The organism is Nitratireductor aquibiodomus (assembly GCF_900105565.1).
GTDB lineage: Bacteria > Pseudomonadota > Alphaproteobacteria > Rhizobiales > Rhizobiaceae > Nitratireductor > Nitratireductor aquibiodomus.
In genome coordinates, this window is record NZ_FNSL01000001.1 from 137,609 (window position 1) to 155,924 (window position 18,316).

At 61.5% G+C, this 18,316-nt stretch carries 22 protein-coding genes; 7 read left to right on the forward strand and 15 right to left on the reverse strand.

From position 1 onward, the window contains the following. The first annotated feature begins 27 nt into the window (after positions 1-27). Entirely contained in the window at positions 28-816 is a 789-nt protein-coding gene (locus BLW55_RS00650; protein ID WP_090325942.1) for an RNA methyltransferase, read from the forward strand. Positions 817-818: 2 nt separating this feature from the next. Further along, the gene (gene murI, locus BLW55_RS00655; RefSeq protein ID WP_090325944.1) at positions 819-1,610 is read left to right on the forward strand and encodes a glutamate racemase; all 792 of its coding nucleotides are present in this window, start codon (positions 819-821) and stop codon (positions 1,608-1,610) included. A gap of 49 nt (positions 1,611-1,659) precedes the next feature. Here the strand turns inward: murI and BLW55_RS00660 are convergent, their stop codons facing one another. After that, positions 1,660-2,571 (reverse strand): LysR substrate-binding domain-containing protein, encoded by a 912-nt coding sequence (locus BLW55_RS00660; protein WP_090325947.1) that lies wholly within the window; start codon positions 2,569-2,571, stop codon positions 1,660-1,662. Between the two features lie 115 nt (positions 2,572-2,686). Between BLW55_RS00660 and BLW55_RS00665 the strand changes: the two genes are divergently transcribed. The 3 genes from BLW55_RS00665 to BLW55_RS00675 all read left to right on the forward strand — a co-directional run bounded on the left by BLW55_RS00665 (position 2,687) and on the right by BLW55_RS00675 (position 5,365). Next, positions 2,687-2,887, forward strand: coding sequence for a hypothetical protein (locus BLW55_RS00665; RefSeq protein WP_007009792.1), 201 nt, complete (start codon positions 2,687-2,689; stop codon positions 2,885-2,887). A gap of 278 nt (positions 2,888-3,165) precedes the next feature. After that, on the forward strand, positions 3,166-3,783 hold the full coding sequence (rpsD, locus tag BLW55_RS00670) for a 30S ribosomal protein S4 (protein ID WP_007009791.1): 618 nt from the start codon (positions 3,166-3,168) through the stop codon (positions 3,781-3,783). 124 nt (positions 3,784-3,907) lie between these two features. Beyond that, a complete protein-coding gene (locus BLW55_RS00675; RefSeq protein WP_244508953.1) occupies positions 3,908-5,365 on the forward strand; it encodes a glycosyltransferase family 39 protein in 1,458 nt (485 codons plus the stop codon). 72 nt (positions 5,366-5,437) lie between these two features. On the opposite strand, the gene BLW55_RS00680 is transcribed toward BLW55_RS00675, so the two are convergent. The 3 genes from BLW55_RS00680 to BLW55_RS00690 are packed head-to-tail and all read right to left on the reverse strand — an operon-like array spanning position 5,438 to position 7,630. Beyond that, positions 5,438-5,839, reverse strand: coding sequence for a GtrA family protein (locus BLW55_RS00680; RefSeq protein WP_090325950.1), 402 nt, complete (start codon positions 5,837-5,839; stop codon positions 5,438-5,440). Beyond that, on the reverse strand, positions 5,836-6,645 hold the full coding sequence (locus BLW55_RS00685; protein WP_090325953.1) for a ChbG/HpnK family deacetylase: 810 nt from the start codon (positions 6,643-6,645) through the stop codon (positions 5,836-5,838). The genes BLW55_RS00680 and BLW55_RS00685 overlap by 4 nt, the downstream gene beginning before the upstream one ends. Beyond that, positions 6,638-7,630 carry a glycosyltransferase family 2 protein gene (locus tag BLW55_RS00690; RefSeq protein ID WP_090325956.1) on the reverse strand — a complete coding sequence of 331 codons (993 nt, stop codon included), beginning with the start codon at positions 7,628-7,630 and terminating at the stop codon, positions 6,638-6,640. Before BLW55_RS00690 ends, BLW55_RS00685 begins: the two co-directional genes overlap by 8 nt. A 210-nt stretch (positions 7,631-7,840) precedes the next feature. Between BLW55_RS00690 and ttcA the strand changes: the two genes are divergently transcribed. Next, positions 7,841-8,635, forward strand: a complete 795-nt coding sequence (gene ttcA, locus BLW55_RS00695) for a tRNA 2-thiocytidine(32) synthetase TtcA (protein ID WP_090329840.1) — start codon at positions 7,841-7,843, stop codon at positions 8,633-8,635. Here ttcA and BLW55_RS00700 read toward each other — a convergent pair. From BLW55_RS00700 to BLW55_RS00720, 5 genes are all read right to left on the reverse strand, one after another. Beyond that, entirely contained in the window at positions 8,619-9,863 is a 1,245-nt protein-coding gene (locus BLW55_RS00700) for a multidrug effflux MFS transporter (RefSeq protein ID WP_090325958.1), read from the reverse strand. The genes ttcA and BLW55_RS00700 overlap by 17 nt on opposite strands. A 270-nt stretch (positions 9,864-10,133) precedes the next feature. Then, positions 10,134-10,469 (reverse strand): Grx4 family monothiol glutaredoxin, encoded by a 336-nt coding sequence (gene grxD, locus BLW55_RS00705; protein WP_007009784.1) that lies wholly within the window; start codon positions 10,467-10,469, stop codon positions 10,134-10,136. Positions 10,470-10,581: 112 nt separating this feature from the next. Then, positions 10,582-10,815 carry a BolA family protein gene (locus tag BLW55_RS00710; protein ID WP_007009783.1) on the reverse strand — a complete coding sequence of 78 codons (234 nt, stop codon included), beginning with the start codon at positions 10,813-10,815 and terminating at the stop codon, positions 10,582-10,584. Positions 10,816-10,935: 120 nt separating this feature from the next. After that, entirely contained in the window at positions 10,936-13,131 is a 2,196-nt protein-coding gene (purL, locus tag BLW55_RS00715; protein WP_090325961.1) for a phosphoribosylformylglycinamidine synthase subunit PurL, read from the reverse strand. A 98-nt stretch (positions 13,132-13,229) separates the two neighbouring features. Further along, entirely contained in the window at positions 13,230-14,642 is a 1,413-nt protein-coding gene (locus tag BLW55_RS00720; RefSeq protein WP_090325964.1) for an aminotransferase-like domain-containing protein, read from the reverse strand. Positions 14,643-14,723: 81 nt separating this feature from the next. Between BLW55_RS00720 and BLW55_RS00725 the strand changes: the two genes are divergently transcribed. After that, a complete protein-coding gene (locus BLW55_RS00725) occupies positions 14,724-14,951 on the forward strand; it encodes a DUF1127 domain-containing protein (RefSeq protein WP_090325968.1) in 228 nt (75 codons plus the stop codon). An 84-nt stretch (positions 14,952-15,035) separates the two neighbouring features. On the opposite strand, the gene BLW55_RS00730 is transcribed toward BLW55_RS00725, so the two are convergent. The 6 genes from BLW55_RS00730 to purC all read right to left on the reverse strand — a co-directional run bounded on the left by BLW55_RS00730 (position 15,036) and on the right by purC (position 18,274). Next, positions 15,036-15,695 carry a Pr6Pr family membrane protein gene (locus BLW55_RS00730; protein ID WP_007009779.1) on the reverse strand — a complete coding sequence of 220 codons (660 nt, stop codon included), beginning with the start codon at positions 15,693-15,695 and terminating at the stop codon, positions 15,036-15,038. A 116-nt stretch (positions 15,696-15,811) separates the two neighbouring features. Continuing rightward, positions 15,812-16,252 (reverse strand): hypothetical protein, encoded by a 441-nt coding sequence (locus tag BLW55_RS00735; RefSeq protein ID WP_007009778.1) that lies wholly within the window; start codon positions 16,250-16,252, stop codon positions 15,812-15,814. Then, positions 16,252-16,920 (reverse strand): phosphoribosylformylglycinamidine synthase subunit PurQ, encoded by a 669-nt coding sequence (gene purQ, locus BLW55_RS00740; protein ID WP_025031654.1) that lies wholly within the window; start codon positions 16,918-16,920, stop codon positions 16,252-16,254. Before purQ ends, BLW55_RS00735 begins: the two co-directional genes overlap by 1 nt. After that, positions 16,917-17,192, reverse strand: coding sequence for a hypothetical protein (locus BLW55_RS00745; RefSeq protein WP_090325971.1), 276 nt, complete (start codon positions 17,190-17,192; stop codon positions 16,917-16,919). Before BLW55_RS00745 ends, purQ begins: the two co-directional genes overlap by 4 nt. A 20-nt stretch (positions 17,193-17,212) precedes the next feature. After that, positions 17,213-17,455, reverse strand: coding sequence for a phosphoribosylformylglycinamidine synthase subunit PurS (purS, locus tag BLW55_RS00750; protein ID WP_025031656.1), 243 nt, complete (start codon positions 17,453-17,455; stop codon positions 17,213-17,215). Positions 17,456-17,485: 30 nt separating this feature from the next. After that, a complete protein-coding gene (gene purC, locus BLW55_RS00755) occupies positions 17,486-18,274 on the reverse strand; it encodes a phosphoribosylaminoimidazolesuccinocarboxamide synthase (RefSeq protein WP_007009773.1) in 789 nt (262 codons plus the stop codon). Between the last annotated feature and the right edge of the window lie 42 nt (positions 18,275-18,316).

Consider the following 18,316-nt stretch of genomic DNA (forward strand, 5'->3'; position numbering starts at 1 on the left):
GCGTGAAGCGGGTAACAGCAGCCCATCATGGCAGGAACAGACAAACAGCAGGACATGCTCGCGGAAGGCCCGGCGATCATTCTGGTGGAGCCGCAACTGGGCGAGAACATCGGCATGGTGGCACGCGCCATGGCCAATTTCGGTCTGGCCGAGCTTCGGCTCGTCAGCCCGCGGGACGGCTGGCCGAATGAGAAGGCGCGCGCGGCAGCGAGCCGGGCCGATCACGTGATTGACGCGGCAACGGTCTTCGAGACACCGGCAGATGCGGTCGCCGATCTCAATTTCGTCCTGGCGACGACAGCGCGCCCGCGCGACAATTTCAAGCCCGTGCGCGGTCCCGTCGAGGCTGCTGCGGATCTGCGCAACCGATTTGCCACGGGTCAGAAGACCGGCATTCTCTTCGGGCGTGAGCGCTGGGGTCTCACCAACGAGGAGGTGGCGCTCGCCGATGAGATCGTCACTTTCCCGGTCAATCCGGCCTTTGCCTCGCTCAACATCGCGCAGGCTGTGCTCCTCATGTCCTATGAATGGATCAAGACGGGCGATCAGGCCGTCCGGCCACCCGACAGCACGCTCGAACCCGCCGAAAAACTCCATATTGAAAGCCTGATGGGCTATCTCGACAGGGTTTTGGACGAGCGCGGCTATTTTCGCACCGAGGACAAGAAGCCGAAGATGATGGAAAACCTGCGCGCCCTCTTCACGCGGCCGGGCTTCACCGTGGAGGAACTTGCGGTGTTGCGTGGGGTTTTGACTTCGCTCGAAAAATTTTCGCCGAAGAATCCGCGTGGCTCCGGCGCACCGGACCGGGGGTAGCGATGGAAACCCGGCCCATTCTCTTCTTCGATTCGGGCATTGGCGGCCTGTCGGTTGTCAAGGAAGCGCGCATTCTTCTGCCTCGCCGGCCCTATGTCTATGTGGCCGACGACGCGGCTTTTCCCTATGGCGCCTGGGAGGAGGGTGCTCTGCTTGAGCGCATGGTCGGCCTCTTCGCCGAGCTTCTCGAGACCTATCGGCCGGTCATGTCCGTCATCGCCTGCAACACGGCGTCCACCCTCGCCATTCACCGGCTGCGCGAGGCGTTTCCCGGCGAAACTTTCGTGGGCACGGTACCGGCCATCAAGCCGGCGGCCGAGCGCACGCGGTCTGGGCTGGTTTCCGTTCTCGCCACACCCGGCACGGTCAAGCGGCAATACACGCGCGACCTGATCCGCGACTACGCGGCAAAGTGTCATGTGCGGCTGGTCGGTAGTGAAAATCTCGCCGCCCTTGCCGAGCAGTATATGCGCGAGGGGCATGTGGACGAGGCGGCCGTCGAGCGGGAGATAGCCCCCTGCTTCGTGGAGCAGGATGGAAAGCGCACCGACATTGTGGTGCTGGCCTGCACACACTATCCGTTTCTGGTCAATCGCATGCGAAAGACCGCCCCCTGGCCGGTGGACTGGATCGACACATCCGAGGCAATTGCAAGGCGCGCACTCGCCCTTTCGGCAAATCTGCCGCCTCCGTCCTCAGACGGGAATGGTCAGGATATCGCGCATTTCACCTCCGGTGCGCCGGTTGAAGGCTACCGCCGCCTTGTCACCGGCTTCGGTTTCATCGCGCGCTGACCCGGCACCTGCGGGCCGGAACACACACATATTTCTGCGCCTGTTATCGTCAACGGCTCTTCCGGCCCGCCTCTTCTTCCTGGAGGGACCTGAGAATCCAGTCGCGGAATGCGCGGATCTTCGGTGCGTTGCGCCGCCCCTCCGGGTAGACGAGCCAATACCCGAGACCGTCCGCTTCCGTGCGCTCGAAGGGTTTTAGCAACAGCCCGGCTTCCAGCTCCGTCCGGTAGAGCGCTGGAGTGAGCATCGCCACCCCGCGCCCCGCAATGGCTGCCCGTGCCAGCATGCTCTGTCCGCCGAGCTTGGCCATAGGGGGGCGGTCGTCACTGTCGATCTTGATGTCGATCGCGCCGAACCAGATGGTCCACCATGGGTCGCCAAGGTCGAGCAGGGGAAGTTTGAGCAGGTCCTCCGGCGTTGAGATGCCGCCAATGGTGTCTGCAAGGCGCGGGCTCAGCATCGGGGTAAAGTCGGCTGCGACAAGCAGGTGGCGCTCCAGCCCCTGCCAGGGGCCGTGCCCGCCACGAATGGCAACGTCGACATCCTCGGTGTTGAAGGCTGCAAGCCGCTGGGTTGTTTCCAGCCGCACCGATAGCGTCGGGTGCAGCTCCTGAAAGGCGTCAATGTTCTCCACAAGCCAGTTGGTGGCGAAGGTCTGTGCCGTGCTGATGGTGAAGGTACCTTCCATCATCCCGCGCGCGTCGGCATAGGCGGCAGAAAGCCGTTCAAAGGCGTCGCTGACAGCCGGCGCAAACCGTTGGCCTGTCTCCGTCAGGGTCACCTGTCTCGGCCGGCGCACGAAAAGGGGCGTGCCGATCCGGTCTTCCAGAATCTTGATCTGGTAGCTGACGGCAGCCTGGGTCATGCCCAGTTCCTCGCCGGCCTTTGTAAAGCTGCCATGGCGTGATGCGGCCTCGAAGGCGCGCACCGCTGCCAGTGGCGGAAGGAGTGCACCGGACATGGATAAAATCTCCTTATGATACCCGGTCGTCTTTCAATTGGAATTCCGGCTTCAGAAGAACGACATTCGGCCAGGAAATCAACACAGCTTTTCTATGAGAGGTCGGGGAAGTCCGATGACACACGTTTTCCTGTATGATGCCAATGAGGCCGCGACGCTCTGGCGTTCTCTCCTGAAATGGGCCACTAAGCTGGGCGCGCGCAGAAGGCACTCCGGAGTGCGCGGAATCGACCCAAGGGACATACCCGAGGCCATGCATCACGATGTCGGGCTGACGGATATCCGCCCCCTGCATCCCAAACGCTATCTGGATTAGGGCAGCTTCAGGACACGTGGAAACCGGCTTTCCGTCCCGAGTTGTGAGGAGACAGCAGAATAGAGCGTTTCGGTTGACAAGTGCGCCGCTCTCCCATATTGACCCCGCACAAGCGCGATGGCTTCTGGCTGCCGCGCTTTTTAACGTGTCCCGTGGACAAGGCCGCATCAGCGTGCGCGGCATGTCCTGTCAGGTTTCGAAAACGGAAGCCAGAGGAGGGCGCGTTTCCTTCGTCCGGAGTCTTTGGCTCCGGGGTTTTTGATGTGAAAGGGAATGCGATGAGCAAGCGCCATTCTGCAAAGTACAAACTCGATCGCCGTCTTGGCGAAAACATCTGGGGCCGTCCGAAGTCCCCGGTCAACCGTCGTGAATATGGCCCCGGCCAGCACGGTCAGCGCCGCAAGGGCAAGCTCTCGGATTTCGGTCTGCAGCTGCGTGCCAAGCAGAAGCTGAAAGGCCACTACGGCGACATTTCGGAAAAGCAGTTCCGCAAGACCTATGACGAGGCCAACCGCCGCAAGGGTGACACCAACGAGAACCTGATCGGTCTCCTGGAGTCCCGCCTCGACGCCATCGTCTACCGCGCCAAGTTCGTTCCCACGATCTTCGCTGCGCGTCAGTTCGTGAATCACGGCCACATTCTGGTCAACGGCCGCCGCGTCAACATCCCGTCCTACCGCTGCAAGGCCGGTGACGTGATCGAGGTCAAGGAAAAGTCCAAGCAGCTCGCCATCGTTCTGGAGGCTGTGCAGCTCGCCGAGCGCGATGTGCCGGATTATGTGGAAGTCGACCACAACAAGATGGTCGCCACTTATCTGCGCATGCCTTCGATCTCCGACGTGCCTTATGCGGTGCATATGGAGCCGAACCTGGTTGTCGAGTATTACTCGCGCTGATACCTTTCGGCAGGTAATTCGGAAACGGGGCGTCCAGCCATTGGCCGGGCGCCTTCTTTTTTGTCTTTCACGGGTTTCGCGGGGTACTGTAATGACAGGACTGGCCAGGGCGTCCAGTTTGCGAATGGGCTTGTTGCTGGCCTTTTTCGTCGCCTTGTGGACGGTCTATGCCAGCCTGACCCAGCTCAATCTCGACGGTTTTGGCGACATGCTGGAAAACTACTCCTGGGGCATCGCCTGGGAGCAGGGCTATTACAAGCATCCGCCGCTCTTCGCCTGGATCACGGCGGCCTGGTTTGCTGTGTTCCCAAACGTCGACTGGGCCTATTATCTCCTGTCGGCGGTCAATGGCGCGGCGCTCATGTTTGCAAGCTGGCGGATCGCGGTGCGGTTTCTCGATCCGTGGCGGGCCTTCCTGGCGACGGCGCTTTTCTTCTTTCTGCCGCCGGTCACATTTCTCGCCATCAAGTACAACGCAAATTCGGCCATGCTGCCGTTCTGGGCGGCGACGGTGTGGTTCTATCTGCGCTTTCTGGAAAAGCGCCGTCTCACCGATGCGGTGATTCTCGGTGCCCTTGCCGCGGCTTCAATGCTGATCAAATATTTTTCAGCAGCGCTTCTGGGAGCTATCTGCCTTCATGTCCTGTTCGACCGCGAAGCGCGCTCGCTGCTACTGAAGCCAGGCGTCTGGGTGGCAAGTCTTGTCTTCATCGCGCTCGTCACGCCCCATCTGATCTGGTTGTTCAGAAACGATTTTCTGCCGCTGACCTACGTCTCCGAACAGGGAGACGGGTCGGCGTTTATCGGAGTGGCATCCACGCCGCGGTTTCTGGCTGCTCTGCTGGCCTATCTTCTGCCGGTTGTCCTCGTTCTTCTGATCGCGATCCTGCGCAATGGGCGCGGCCCCTGGTTCGACGCCGCACCGTTCCTCGCCCTGCGGGAGACACTGGCGGGGCGGGCGCTCTTGTGGACCGGGTTCGGCGCGCTTGCGCTCACGCTTCTTCTCGGCATTGTGTTCACCGTGCAGTTCAGTTCGGTCTGGGCGCTGCCGCTTTATTTTTCGGCACCGATTTTCCTCATGCTGTTTGTGAAACCCGGGCGCCTGGAAGTGCAGAAACCCGCCATTCCCGCGGCCGTGGTGCTTTATGGCGCATGTCTTCTGACGCTGTCGCCGTTCATCTATGCGCAGGAGGCGCAGAACACCTCGCATTATAACGACGTTCCGGTTCGTGCACTTGCCGGTGAGATCGAGAATGCGTGGAATGTCCGCTACGACACACCGCTCGCCTATGTGGCCGGAGACAAGATTCTGGCCAGCGGCACGACCTTCTATGCCGCGTCGCGCCCCTATTCGATGCAGGCGAATTCCTACGCGCTGACGCCGTGGATTACGCCCCAGGATGTGGCCGTGAAGGGCATGGCGATCGCCTGTTTCGATGGCCAGAAAGGTTGCCTTGCCCAGGCTCTGGAACTGTCGGGCGTCGGGGCCGATACGCAGGATCTGACCGTCCCCGGGTTTGGTGGAGAACGACGCTGGACCGTGCGTGTTTTCTTCGTGCCGCCGGCCGGTTTCGGCACGTAATTCGCTTTTCCCGAAAAAGCTCTGTTTTCACGGAATTCGAGACGAAACCCTCTCGTTTCGCCCAAAACCGCTTCAAATCACCCGGTTTTCGATGGACCAGCGGGCAGCGAAGAAATTGAGGATCGCGCCGATCAGAATGCCGATAAGCTTGGCGGCGAAAAGGCCCGTCAGCGGCGGCAGGAGATAGACCGCGAGGGTCGAGGATCCGAGCGAGATGATGCTGCCGCTGACAGCGAATTTCGCAAACGCCCTGTGCAGGCTGAAACGTTCGCCGCGCTCGAATGTCCAGCGTGAATTGACCGCGAAGGAAAAGATCACGGCGACGGCCCAGCCGAGGAAGTTGGCGACCAGTGCCGGAAATGACAGCGCGACAAGAGCGCTGAAGGTGGCGAAGTCGATCACCGTGTTCAGGATGCCGACAATTGCAAAGCGGCTGAGTTTGGTCGAAAGCCCGCGGTTCCCCTCTTCGGTCATGACGCGGCTCGCTTCAGGCGAAGCGATGCGCTTTCAAGGCGCTGCGGAAAGTCTTCCGAGGCAAGGGCGTCGCGCTCCTCATTGCGGGCATCGGTGAATACGTCACGCCGGCGCAGAACATCGTCCACCATTCCGGGATGACACATGACGACGCTGCCATCGGGCGCCCTGTCAATGAAGAGATCGATCGCACGGGCAAAGGCGCCGGGCCGGCGCCAGTCATAAAAGCCGCAGAGCGGTCCCTCGACGACAAAGCCATGCCGGCGCATCTCGGCATCGAAGCCGCGGGCCAGCAGGCGGGCGACGATGACCTTTGCCTTTACGAGAGCAGGCGCTGCCCGCAGGGTCGGCGCACCGCGCAGCCATGGGCGTTTTGCGGTCGGAAGATCGGCAAAACGCCCTGCAAGCCACTGCCGCACGGGAGGCAGGAAATGAACGTGCTGGTGGCCGTCGATGAAGTCGGGATCGCGCCCGAAGGATTCGCGGAAGCGGGCAAGCTGTGCATCGGCTTCCATACCGATCGCCTCGGCGTCGTGGTTGGCGAGCAGCCGCTTCAGGTCCGGCATGGTCCGGCCGGTGGAAAGGGCGGGGAAGTCCGTGAGGGTGAGGTGCATGCCGATCACGAACCGGCCATCCGTCCCCGCCAGGGCGCGCGCATGATCTCGCCAGTCGTCGAACAGCGTCATGCAGCCCGTGCCGCTCAGGCGACCCGTTTCAAGCAGCGTGCGGATGGTTTCGCTGACGCCGGGTGAAAAGCCGTAATCGTCGGCAATCAGCCAGATCGAGCGCGCGCCGGGATCAGCCATGGGCTGCCTTGCGCGTCTTGCCCGGCTCCGCAGGGGGCGCGACATTGGAGCCCGTGATGGATTTGACGATGTAATTGGGCCTGCTCTTCGCCTCGCTGAGCGCCGACCACACATATTCGCCGACAAGGCCCGTGAGGGCCAGGTTGAGACCGCCCAGAACGAGCACCGCGACGATCAGGCTCGGATAGCCGGGCACGGCGACGCCGGTGAAGAGCACTTCCAGGAGAATCTTGATTCCGTAGAGAAAGCCAAGCACCGCAACCCCGGTGCCGAAAAGCGACACCATGCGCAGCGGCACGACGGAGAAGGAGGTGAAGCCTTCCAGCGAGAAGGCAATCAGCCGCCGCCGCGACCATTTGCTTTCGCCACCCTGCCGCTCTGCAGGCTTGTAGAGGATGCGCTCCTGCTTGAACCCGGTCCAGGCATAAAGGCCCTTGTTGAAGCGGCGCTGGTCGCGCAACTGGCGCAGTGCCGTGGCAAAGCGGCCGGTCATGACGCGGAAATCGCCGGCATTGGCAGGAATTTCGTAACGCTGTCCCATATTGATCAGCCAGTAAAACCCGTTGGCGAGATAGCGCCCGAGCGTGCGGCTTTCGGCGCGGTCTGAGCGCACGGCATAGACCATGTCGAGATCGGGATCGGCGATGATGCGGCCGATCATGTCGAGCGCGACCTCCACCGTGTGCTGAAGGTCGGCATCCATTAGGAGCACATAGTCGCCTTCGGAATGATCGAGCCCGGCGAGGATGGCTGTTTCCTTGCCGAAATTGCGCGCAAGCGTGATCAGCGACCAGTTGCCCGCCATGTGCTCGCCATAAAGCGCGCCGCCTTCATCCGTGCTGCCGTCATCGATGAAAATGAACCGCGTGTCGAGATCGAACCGCTCCCTGACCTGCGCGGCAAGGTCGCCCGCCAGGGCACTGAACCCGGCAACGCTTTCCCTTTCGTTGAGAAAGGGAACCAGAATGTCGAGCCGTTTGGCCACGCGCGCAATCTCCTTCGAACCGTGTTATGCCCGCTGAAAGTTGAAAATGCCTATTCGCTAAGTCGCCTTGCTGCAAGGCTTCTGATAGGAAGGCGCGAAATCACATGTACCGACAGAGGCGTGCCCATGCATAGCACCTTGGCGCAACCGAAAGAACCGATCGATGTCGCGGAAGCGGGAGCGGACGCTACAGAAGACACGCCCCCCTTCATGAAGGGAATGCCTTCCTCGGTGGAGTTCAACAAACTGCGCAAGCGCCTTTTGCGCCAGGCGCGGCAGGCAATCGAGGACTTTGCCATGGTGAAGCCCGGCGAGCGCTGGCTGGTCGCGCTTTCCGGTGGCAAGGATTCTTACGGGCTCCTGGCGGTGCTGATGGAGCTTCAGTGGCGCGGGCTTCTGCCGGTGGAAATTCTGGCCTGCAATCTGGATCAGGGGCAGCCGAACTTTCCAAAGCATATTTTGCCTGACTATCTCGACGGCATCGGCATTGCGCACCGCATCGAGTATCAGGATACCTACTCGGTGGTGACGGAGAAACTGCCCGAATCGAGCACCTACTGCTCGCTCTGCTCTCGCCTGAGACGCGGCCACCTCTACCGCATCGCGCGGGAGGAGGGGTGCTCTTCGCTGGTGCTGGGGCATCACCGCGAGGACATTCTCGAAACCTTCTTCATGAATCTGTTTCACGGCGGGCGGCTTGCGGCGATGCCGCCCAAGCTTCTGAACGACGAGGGCGACGTGATGGTGCTGCGCCCGCTCAGCTATTGCGCGGAGACGGACCTGGCGAAGTTCGCCGAGGCGATGAAATTCCCGATTATCCCCTGCGATCTCTGCGGCAGTCAGGATGGCTTGCAGCGCAATGCCATGAAGGCGATGCTGACGGACATCGAAACTCGTATGCCCGGCCGCAAGGACACGATGATTCGGGCGCTGACAAATGCGCGCCCGTCTCATCTTCTCGACCGCAGGCTTTTCGATTTTGCGGGGCTCACACGGGCTGATTGACCGCGTGGAACATGCGACCGCGTTCTCCGATCAGAACGAGCGCGATGGCAACGAGCCCGGTCAGAAAGTAGCCGGCTGCAAGCGGAACGGTCGAGCCGTCGAAAGCCTGACCGACAATGGCGCCGATAAGCCCGCCGCCAAGGGTGGTGAGAAAGCCCTGCGTGGCTGCTGCCGTGCCCGCCACATGACCAAGCGGCTCCATGGCGATCGAGTTGAAATTTGCGCCGACCCAGCCGAACTGGAACATGGCGACCGAGAACAGCACGAAGAAGAGCCCGAACGGCATATAGTCGACAAGGGCCAGAACCAGCCAGAGCAGGCTGACTGCAGTGAAGCCCACAAGGGCCGTGTGGGAGAGGCGGCGCATGCCAATACGGCCGACCAGGCGCGAATTGGTGAATGAGGAGATCGCCATCAGGCCGGCACCGATTGCGAAGAGGATCGGAAACCAGTCCGCCAGATCGAACGTGTCGGTGTAGATCTGCTGAGCAGAGCTGATGAAGCCGAACAGCGAACCGAAAATGCTGGTGGTTGCCAGCGTGTAGCAGAGTGCGATGCGGTTGGTGAGAACGAAGGCGAAGCCCTTGGTGATGGACGAAAAGGTCAGCTCTCGCCGGTTTTCAGGTGCGAGGGTTTCGGGTAGGCGGATCGCAGCCCAGGTGCCGAAGACGATGGCGAGCACCGCCATGGCAATGAAGATTTCCGACCAGTCGCCGAAGATCATGATGAGCTGGCCGATGCTGGGGGCGATGACCGGTATGACCATGAAGACCATCATGACCATGGAGAGAACCTCGGCCATCTGGCGTCCGCCAAAGACATCGCGGATCGCCGAAACGGCAATGACCCGCGTCGTCGCCGCGCCGATTCCCTGCAGAAAGCGCAGTGCCAGAATGACGGTAAAACTGGGAGATATGGCTGCGATCAGCGCTGCGGAAACATAGAGTGCGAGGCCGATGAACAGCGGTGCGCGGCGGCCGAAGCGGTCGGAGATGGGGCCGAAGATGAGCTGCCCGCCGCCAAGGCCGGCCAGATAGGCGGTGACGATGTATTGCCGCGCGTTCTCGTCATCCACGCCGAGTTCAGCGCCAATCTGCTGCAATGCCGGCAGCATGATGTCGATGGCAAGCGCGTTGAGCGACATGAGCGCGGCCGCAAGCGCGATGAATTCCGCACGACCAAGCGTTTTCTGCGGTTGTAAGGCTTCATCCGAAACAGGCTTGTCCATATCTCTCTCCAACGATCATCAGGCATGCGCAACAAACGCCGGTGCCGACGCAGTTCCACGGCGGCACGGCAGGTGCAAGGCGGCAGCCTCACAGAGCGATTTCACTTCTCCTGGAAGTGCTACAGGCGGCGGAAATCCTGCCCTGAACCGCAATGGACGCCGGCAGAGATGTTCAAACATGTCACCGACGCGAAAAAATGCGCTGGCGGGTGCCAACGCATCTTTAAAAAAAGGAGGCGCCCGGCGGGCGGGCGCTATTCCGATGCTAAATCAGGCGGCGCCTTTGGCAGCCACGCCCTTTTCATTAAGGAAGGCCTGCAGTTCGCCAGCCTGGAACATTTCCCGAATGATGTCGCATCCGCCCACGAACTCGCCCTTTACGTAGAGCTGCGGGATGGTGGGCCAGTTGGAGTAATCCTTGATGCCCTGGCGCAGTTCGTCCGAGGTCAGAACGTTAACGCCTTTATATTCGACATTGAGATAGTCGAGAATCTGGACCACCTGCCCGGAGAAGCCACACTGCGGAAAACCGGGCGTGCCCTTCATGAAAAGAACAACGTCGCTGCTTTTGACTTCGTTATCGATGAATTCGTTGATGCCGGTCATCGCAAATCCTCATCTGACCGGGGTAAAGGCCCGGCGTTTCTCTCGTTAACCGTTATGTATTGCACCATCCATTGAGGTGCAACGCCACCGGATAAAAACTTTTTGGGTCCACTCAACCCGGAGCGCTGGTCTGAAGGGCGAGTGCATGGAGCGCTCCGCCCATATTGCCCTTCAGGGCATTGTAGACCATCTGGTGCTGCTGCACGCGGGACTTGCCCCGGAAGCTTTCCGCCACGACCTCCGCCGCATAATGGTCCCCGTCACCGGCCAGGTCGCGGATCGTAACCTGGGCGTCGGGGATACCTTCCTTGATTAGGCGTTCGATATCGGCAGCGTTCATAGCCATGGGGTGGCGATTCTCCAAATCAGTCCGTTCCCCTGAGATATGGCGGTTCCGGGGGGCAAGGTCAATTGGTGGCGCAAAGCGCCCCGGCTCCATTCTGTGGGAGCCGGGGAAGATGCCGGGTCAGTCCATGAAGTTCGGGAACCACGCTTCGTGTGCCTCTTTCAGGGCCGTGACCGCGACAGGCGTCGATTCGCCCAGTGCGAGCACATCACCGCCGGTTGCGCCGATCACGACGGCGGATATGCCGGCTGCTTCGGCTTTTGAAAGAACGGCACCGGCATTTGCCGTGGTCACGACATAACGCCCCTGATCCTCGCCGAAGAAGGCGGGGATGGCGTCTTTGGGGGCATCTATGGTGGCGCCGATGCCGGAGGCGATCGCCATTTCCGCAAGTGAGACGGCAAGACCGCCGTCCGAGCAGTCGTGAGTGGCGGTCAGCGCGCCTGAACGGATCAGGCCGCGCACCAGATCGCCGGCGCGCTTCTCGTGGGCGAGATCGACCGGCGGGGGCGGGCCCTCGGCGCGGCCATGAATGTCGCGCAGATAGACGGACTGCCCGAGATGCGTGCCCCAGCCTTCCGGTGCGCCGATCAGGACAATTACTTCATCCGCAGCGGCAAAGGCGGCGCGGGATGCCTGCTGCCAGTCCGGGATCAGGCCGACGCCGGCAATGGTCGGTGTCGGCGGGATCGCCTCGCCAAGCGTCTCGTTGTAGAGCGAGACATTGCCGGACACGATGGGAAAGCCGAGTGCTGCGCATGCTTCGCCGATGCCCTTGATGGCGTGGACGAGCTGCCCCATGATTTCGGGCTTTTCGGGATTGCCGAAATTGAGATTGTCGGTGGAGGCGAGCGGCTCGGCACCCGTCGCGGTGATGTTGCGCCAGCATTCGGCAACCGCCTGCTTGCCGCCCTCATAGGGATCGGCCTCGCAATAGCGCGGCGTGACGTCAGAGGAAAAGGCGAGGGCCTTTTTCTCCTGTCCGTCGACGCGCACCACGCCGGCGTCACCTCCTGGAAGGTGAAGCGAATTGCCCTGAATGAGCGTGTCGTACTGCTCCCAAACCCAGCGGCGGGAGGAGAGATCGGGCGAATTGAGAAGCTTCAGAAGGCTTTCTGCGATGTCTGCTTCGGGCACGGGGCCGTCAAGCGGCGCTTGGCGCTTCGGCTCGACCCACGGGCGGTCATATTCGGGGGCCTCGTCACCGAGCTCCTTGATGGGAAGATTTGCCACTTCCTCGCCCTGATGCAGGATGCGGAAGCGCAGATCGTCTGTCGTCTTGCCGACGATGGCGAAATCGAGCCCCCATTTGCGGAAGATGGCCTCGGCCTCGTCGCGCTTTTCGGGCCGCAGCACCATGAGCATGCGCTCCTGGCTTTCCGACAGCATCATCTCATAGGCGCTCATGCGCTCTTCGCGCACGGGCACGCAGTCGAGATCGAGCTCGATGCCGAGATCGCCCTTGGCGCCCATTTCGACCGCAGAGCAGGTGAGGCCGGCAGCACCCATGTCCTGAATGGCGATGACGGCACCGGTGGCCATCAGTTCCAGACAGGCTTCGAGCAGGCATTTTTCGGTGAACGGATCGCCGACCTGCACGGTGGGACGCTTTTCGTCGATGCCCTCGTCGAACTCGGCAGAGGCCATGGTCGCGCCGCCGACGCCATCACGGCCGGTCTTGGCGCCCAGATAGACGACGGGCAGGCCGACACCCTCGGCCTTCGAATAGAAGATGGCATTGGTTTCGGCGATGCCGGCGGCAAAGGCGTTGACCAGAATGTTGCCATTGTAGCGGGCGTCGAAATTCACCTCACCACCGACGGTGGGAACGCCAAATGAATTGCCGTAGCCGCCAATGCCGGAAACGACACCGGCAACCAGATGCTTCGTCTTGGGGTGATCGGGCGCGCCGAAGCGCAGCGCGTTCATGGCGGCGACAGGGCGTGCGCCCATGGTGAACACGTCACGCAGAATGCCGCCGACGCCGGTGGCCGCGCCCTGATAGGGCTCGATGAAGGAGGGGTGGTTGTGGCTCTCCATCTTGAAGACCACGCATTGCCCGTCACCGATGTCGACCACGCCGGCGTTCTCGCCCGGGCCCTGAATGACCTGCGGCCCCGATGTGGGGAGTGTGCGAAGCCATTTCTTCGAGCTCTTGTAGGAACAGTGTTCGTTCCACATGGCCGAGAAAATGCCAAGCTCGGTGAAGCTCGGCTCGCGGCCGATCAGGTCGAGGATGCGCTGATACTCGTCGGGCTTCAGGCCGTGAGCGGCGATGAGGTCTTCGGTGATCGGGATGTGATTGGGAATGGTCATGTGGTCGGCATGGTCCCTGCGAAGGGGTTGCAACGGGTGTCTCGAGGCTGCGTTACAGTATTGCGGCCCGATAATCCACTTCCCAATGCCGGTTTTCATCAACCGTAATTGTCAAATCCGCTGATCGGATTGTCGAGAAGGCTCCTGAGCGTCGTCAGTCCGCGCGTCACGCAGTCGTGGCTCTCGGGCACAGTGAAGGCGATGCGGGCGCGGTGGAGCGTGGCGCCGGCACGGCCCACCTTGAACTCGTCCTCATCGTCGATCAGCACGCCTTCTTCCATGGCCGCCTGCTTATACGTGCTCGACAGCCAGGGTTCGGGCAGCTTCAGCCACAGGAACGGCGCGTTCGGATGCGACGTGAAATCCCTGCCGGCGAAGAGGGATGCGGCGATCGCCTGACGCGCGCCGATCTCCGCACGCACATGGTCGTGAATGTCGAAGGCTTCCCCCGACAGCACAAGCTGAGCGGCGAGCTCGGCAAGCAGGAAGGGTATGCCGCCCGTGATCATCTTGTGGGCGGTGAGCACACGCGAGGCATAGGGCGGGGGTGTGGCGACCCATCCGCCGCGCACGCCGGCCGCTACGGATTTGGACAGGCTGCCCACATGGAAGGTGCGCTCGGGCGCCAGGGTGGCGAAGAGGGGCGGGGTTCTGTCGAGGAGGGCGCCGTAGATGTTGTCCTCGATCAGCCAGACATTGTGCACTCTGGCGATCTCGACAATGGCGCGCCGGCGTGTCTCCGGCATGGTGGCGAGCGTCGGATTGTGGAGCGAAGGAACCAGAAACACCATGCGGGGATGCTGCTGGGCGCAGACCCGTTCAAAATCCTCCGGCACCATGCCCTCCTCGTCGATGGCGACCGAAAGCAGGCGGCGGCCGATGACCGTGGCGCTGCGGGCAATGTGCGAATAGGTGAATTCCTCGAAGGCGATGCGGTCGCCCGGTACAGTCATGGCGGCGATGGTTGCCAGAATGCCGGCATGGCCGCCCAGCGTGGGAACGATGCTGTCGGGATGCGGGGTCCAGTCGCCGCGCGCGAGCCACTGGCTGCCGGCATCGAGCCAGCGCGCGGGCAGGGAGCGCGTATAGCTTGCAATGTCGGCCGGATGATCGCGGGCGATCCTCTCGGTGATCCGTGTCAGGGCGTCGGCCTGGCCGACATTGGGCGCTGCGGTGGAATCCATGCGGGTCTTGCCGGGCTCCGGCACCGAGGCGCGGGTGCCGCCGAACGGCTGGCCGTTCGCCCCGGTGGACCGGGAAGAACGGATGCGCTCGAGCACATAGGTGCCGCGGCCGACCTCGCCTGACACAAGACCGCGCTGGCGGACAAGCGCGTAGGCGCGGCTGACGGTGCCGATCGTGACGCCGACATCATAGGCGAGGTTGCGCTGCGGCGGGAGTTTTGTGCCGGGCGGGAGGGTGCCGTTCTCAATGTCGCGCTCGATCTGGTCGGCGAGGCGCACATAGAGGGGGCCAGCGCCCCGCTGAAGATTCGGAAGCCAATTTGTCATGGTGACAATTATCTATATTGCGCCGTTTTTTGAGTCAATGCATAGGTTCAATCGCTCCATTCAGGAAAAAGGAGTGATGCAATGGATGCAATCAAGACAATCGATAATGGGCGCAAGCCGTCTGCGCCACCGTTGGGGCGGAGGGCTTCCGGCTTCGCACTGCGGTCTGTTCTGGAACGGGTGGAGAACTGGCTCGGCAAGCGACGCAGCAGGCTGGCGCTGCTGCAGCTCACGGACGAGCAATTGCGCGATGTCGGCATCTCGCGCGACGAGGCGCGGCGGGAAGGGCTCCGCCCGTTCTGGGATTAGAAGCTTCACCGTTTCCGTGAAACGATGAACGGTTCAGCGTCTCTGTTTCAGTGCAGTTCCGGACGCAAAGCCAGCCCCAGGGCTTCAGGACGCTGTTCTGGTCGGCGCGATGGCGTCACTTTTCCGGGCGGGCTTTCCGCCGGCAATGAGGCGGTCTGCCAGCATGGCGAGGCGGCCGAGAAATGCGAAGGTCAGCAGAATGGCGGCGAGGTATACGAGAACGCTCGGCCATCCGTTCAGTCCGGTGTCCAGAAAGTAATAGGGAACCTCGCCCGCGATCGGCGCGCGGACCAGCACGTAAGCAACATAGATCAGCGGGTAGGCGAGCCACAGGGGCAGGTGACGCCAGGAAAGGCTGCCATCCGTGCCGCCCGTCAGCCACCAGACGAGGTAAATCGCCGGCGCGATGTAATGAAGCGCGATGTCGCAGATGAGAAGAAGGCCCTCCGGCTGCCACAGCGCAGACAGAAGCTGCCAGTAGACGATGGTCACCAGAAGGATCGAAACGGCGACGCCGGCGCGCACCCAGGCCTGCCCGAAGAAACGCGGCGCGCCCGACAGCGCGGCCAGATGGACGAAAACCACCAGAATGTTCGTCAGGATCGTGAAATACGAGAAATAGTGGATGACGGAACCGGCGATGCTGCGTCCTGCTTCCATGGAAGCAGGTATCGTCAGGGCAAACTGCACGACAAGAGCGGACAGTCCGACGACAAGGCCGGCGACATTCAGGATTTTTGCCATGCGGTTTCCCCCGGGAAAAGTTCCGAGCGCTTGCAATAGTTCGAGAATCTAAATTTAAAGTTTAGGCTTAAAGCGATTGAAATCGCATTTCACGCCATTTTCGCCCGCCTTCTGCTTCAGCAGCTCGCCTCGCCGCCGGACCAGCGCATGATATCGGCGTTGATCTGCGCCCCGGTGCGCGTCGAAGCCAGCGGACCATAGGTCGATATTGTCGTTGGTGAACCGGAGGCTTCGATGACGAGGAGCGGCAGACCCTGCTGCTTCTTGCTGCGCATGATCAGAAGCCGAGGTCGCCCCACGCGCGTATCGAGCTCGGGGATCATGTGAAGATCGCGGAACCGCCGGTCGCCCGAGCGCATCCAGCATTTCGCGCCATTGCTGTTGATTTTCTGAAGGGCTGCGACGGGGCTCGGAGCCTCGACCTGAAGGTTGAGGGTTCCACCCATCGGTTCCGTCTGGCAGGCGGATAGAAGAAGCAGGCCCGATATCAGCGCTGCGCCGGCGCCGCAGCGAAGAAGGTATTGCAGGTTTGAACCGGTATGACCGGCGCCCCCCATCAGGCGGCCTTTCCAAGAATGCCGGCAAAGAGTGCGCGGCCGTCATCGCCACCATGGGCGGCTTCGATCAGGTTTTCGGGATGCGGCATCATGCCAAGCACATTGCCGCTGTCGCTGACGATGCCGGCAATGTCGTTAACCGATCCATTGGGGTTTGTGCCTTCGGCATACCGGAAGGCGACCTGACCTTCACCCTCGATGCGCTTCAGCGTCTCGGCGTCCGCAAAATAGTTTCCGTCATGATGGGCGACCGGGCAGCGGATGACCTGACCGGGCTGATAGCCGCGCGTGAAGGCGGTGTTGGCGTTGGTGACTTCAAGCTTCACCTCGCGGCACACGAATTTCAGCGAGGCGTTGCGCATCAGCGCACCGGGCAGGAGCCCCATTTCGACGAGAACCTGAAAGCCGTTGCACACACCCATGATGAGCGCGCCCTGGCGGGCCTTCTCGGCCACGGCCTGCATGACCGGCATGCGCGCGGCAATGGCGCCGCAGCGCAGATAGTCGCCATAGGAGAAGCCGCCGGGAATGACCACAAGGTCGACATCGGGCAGTTCGGTCTCCGTCTGCCAGACCGTCACCGGCGCCCTGCCGGAAATCCGGGTGAGCGCGGCGATCATGTCGCGGTCGCGATTGAGGCCGGGAAGCTGGATAATGGCTGATTTCATGGGGTCTGATCGCTCGGGCTGGGATCGTATGGTTTCTGCGGGCCTTCGGCCATTTCACGGAGTTCGAGGCGGCGTTCTATGCGTTCGAGGCGATCATCATGACGTCCAAGCATACCGTAGATGTTGTGGGTATCCTGCTGGATCGCAATCATATGCCCCCGGATGGAGATCAACTCCTGGCGGATCTCCGATTGACCGGTTTCAAGTTTGTCCAGGCGACCCTGTATGCTTTTGAGAACCTCGTAAAGCAGATCATTGGTAATGTCGCCCATGATAGTCCTTCTCCACAACCTCAGGTAACGGAGACAGTGTAGTCCTCAATCACGGTGTTCGCCAGAAGCTTTTCGCACATGGCATTGAGGTCGCTCTCGGCCTTGGCCCTGTCAGCGCCTTCAATCTCCAGATCGAAAACCTTGCCCTGACGCACGGAGCCGACACTGGAAAAGCCGAGCGCATCGAGCGCGCCTTCGATGGCTTTTCCCTGCGGGTCCAGAACGCCGTTCTTCAACGTCACGGTGACGCGGGCCTTGATCACGTTGGTGCTCCCTGATTTCCCTGACGCGCACTAGTGGCGCGTCTTGTTGTCCTTGGAGGATACGAGGACGGGACCGCTGCCGCGCGGCGGTTCGTTCTCGTTCATGATGCCGAGACGGCGCGCGACTTCCTGATAGGCCTCGACCAGACCGCCCATATCGCGGCGGAAACGGTCTTTGTCCATCTTGTCCTGCGTGGTGGTGTCCCACAGGCGGCAGGAATCTGGAGAGATTTCGTCCGCCACTATGACGCGCATCATCTCGTTTTCCCACAGCCGGCCGCACTCCATCTTGAAGTCGACGAGCTGGATGCCCACACCGAGGAAAAGGCCGGTGAGGAAGTCGTTGACGCGGATGGCCAGCGCCATCATGTCGTCGATTTCCTGCGGGCTGGCCCAGCCGAACGCGGTGACGTGTTCTTCAGAGACCATCGGGTCGTCCAGCGCATCGGCCTTGTAGTAGAACTCGATGATCGAGCGGGGCAGCACGGTGCCTTCCTCGATGCCCAGCCGCTTGGCGAGTGAGCCGGCCGCGACATTGCGCACAACGATCTCGAGCGGAATGATCTCCACTTCCTTGATCAGCTGCTCACGCATGTTGAGCCGGCGAATGAAGTGGGTCGGAATGCCGATTCGGTTCAGATGCTCGAAAATGTATTCCGAGATCCGGTTGTTGAGCACGCCTTTGCCATCGACAATCTCGTGCTTCTTCTTGTTGAAGGCTGTGGCGTCGTCCTTGAAGAACTGGATCAAGGTGCCGGGCTCCGGGCCTTCATAAAGAATCTTGGCCTTGCCCTCATAAATGCGGCGACGACGGTTCATGGCTTTTCCTGGTCCGTTGCCTAGACAGGGAAACTTCGCGCG

Coding starts and splice junctions, on each gene's coding strand:
- BLW55_RS00650 (WP_090325942.1), top strand. CDS start 28: ATGGCAGGAACAGACAAACAGCAGGACATGCTCGCGGAAGGCCCGGCG.
- murI (WP_090325944.1), top strand. CDS start 819: ATGGAAACCCGGCCCATTCTCTTCTTCGATTCGGGCATTGGCGGCCTG.
- BLW55_RS00660 (WP_090325947.1), bottom strand. CDS start 2,571: ATGTCCGGTGCACTCCTTCCGCCACTGGCAGCGGTGCGCGCCTTCGAG.
- BLW55_RS00665 (WP_007009792.1), top strand. CDS start 2,687: ATGACACACGTTTTCCTGTATGATGCCAATGAGGCCGCGACGCTCTGG.
- rpsD (WP_007009791.1), top strand. CDS start 3,166: ATGAGCAAGCGCCATTCTGCAAAGTACAAACTCGATCGCCGTCTTGGC.
- BLW55_RS00675 (WP_244508953.1), top strand. CDS start 3,908: ATGGGCTTGTTGCTGGCCTTTTTCGTCGCCTTGTGGACGGTCTATGCC.
- BLW55_RS00680 (WP_090325950.1), bottom strand. CDS start 5,839: ATGACCGAAGAGGGGAACCGCGGGCTTTCGACCAAACTCAGCCGCTTT.
- BLW55_RS00685 (WP_090325953.1), bottom strand. CDS start 6,645: ATGGCTGATCCCGGCGCGCGCTCGATCTGGCTGATTGCCGACGATTAC.
- ttcA (WP_090329840.1), top strand. CDS start 7,841: ATGAAGGGAATGCCTTCCTCGGTGGAGTTCAACAAACTGCGCAAGCGC.
- BLW55_RS00700 (WP_090325958.1), bottom strand. CDS start 9,863: ATGGACAAGCCTGTTTCGGATGAAGCCTTACAACCGCAGAAAACGCTT.
- grxD (WP_007009784.1), bottom strand. CDS start 10,469: ATGACCGGCATCAACGAATTCATCGATAACGAAGTCAAAAGCAGCGAC.
- BLW55_RS00710 (WP_007009783.1), bottom strand. CDS start 10,815: ATGGCTATGAACGCTGCCGATATCGAACGCCTAATCAAGGAAGGTATC.
- purL (WP_090325961.1), bottom strand. CDS start 13,131: ATGACCATTCCCAATCACATCCCGATCACCGAAGACCTCATCGCCGCT.
- BLW55_RS00720 (WP_090325964.1), bottom strand. CDS start 14,642: ATGACAAATTGGCTTCCGAATCTTCAGCGGGGCGCTGGCCCCCTCTAT.
- BLW55_RS00725 (WP_090325968.1), top strand. CDS start 14,724: ATGGATGCAATCAAGACAATCGATAATGGGCGCAAGCCGTCTGCGCCA.
- BLW55_RS00730 (WP_007009779.1), bottom strand. CDS start 15,695: ATGGCAAAAATCCTGAATGTCGCCGGCCTTGTCGTCGGACTGTCCGCT.
- BLW55_RS00735 (WP_007009778.1), bottom strand. CDS start 16,252: ATGGGGGGCGCCGGTCATACCGGTTCAAACCTGCAATACCTTCTTCGC.
- purQ (WP_025031654.1), bottom strand. CDS start 16,920: ATGAAATCAGCCATTATCCAGCTTCCCGGCCTCAATCGCGACCGCGAC.
- BLW55_RS00745 (WP_090325971.1), bottom strand. CDS start 17,192: ATGGGCGACATTACCAATGATCTGCTTTACGAGGTTCTCAAAAGCATA.
- purC (WP_007009773.1), bottom strand. CDS start 18,274: ATGAACCGTCGTCGCCGCATTTATGAGGGCAAGGCCAAGATTCTTTAT.